The sequence below is a fragment of the Sphingobium sp. D43FB genome (assembly GCF_002312805.1).
Lineage (GTDB): Bacteria > Pseudomonadota > Alphaproteobacteria > Sphingomonadales > Sphingomonadaceae > Sphingobium.
Genome location: NZ_NMUA01000179.1, coordinates 1 through 548 on the forward strand (window position 1 = coordinate 1; position 548 = coordinate 548).

Annotated in this window: 1 protein-coding gene; it reads right to left on the reverse strand. The window is 49.3% G+C overall.

Features of this window, described 5'->3' with window-relative positions; translation table 11 throughout:
* Positions 1-125 precede the first annotated feature (125 nt).
* The coding region (locus SxD43FB_RS23920; RefSeq protein WP_343228868.1) for an EF-Tu/IF-2/RF-3 family GTPase at positions 126-548 on the reverse strand (423 nt) is incomplete at its 5' end.

The window sequence follows — 548 nt, forward strand, 5'->3', positions numbered from 1 at the left end:
CAGATTGCTGTTCCCACCGAGCGCAATACGCCCGTTAAAAGGAGGCGCAATTCTATAGACGAGCTAACAGGGTGTCAACCCAATAAAAAAGCCCCCGCAAGCGGGGGCTCTTTTTGACTCATCGCTTACGCGATGATTTTGGCTACGACGCCAGCGCCGACGGTACGACCGCCTTCACGAATAGCGAAACGCAGACCATCTTCCATTGCGATTGGCTTGATCAGGGTAACGCTAACTTTAACGTTATCACCTGGCATTACCATCTCAACGCCTTCCGGCAGTTCGCAGCTACCGGTTACGTCGGTAGTACGGAAGTAGAACTGTGGACGATAGTTGTTGAAGAATGGAGTATGACGTCCACCTTCATCTTTTGTCAGAACGTAAACCTGAGCTGTGAATTTTGTATGGCATGTAAGTGTTCCTGGTTTAGCAAGAACCTGTCCACGCTCGATTTCGTTTCTCTGAACACCACGAAGAAGTGCACCGATGTTATCACCAGCCTGAGCTTCATCAAGGAGTTTACGGAACATCTCGATACCAGTTACAAC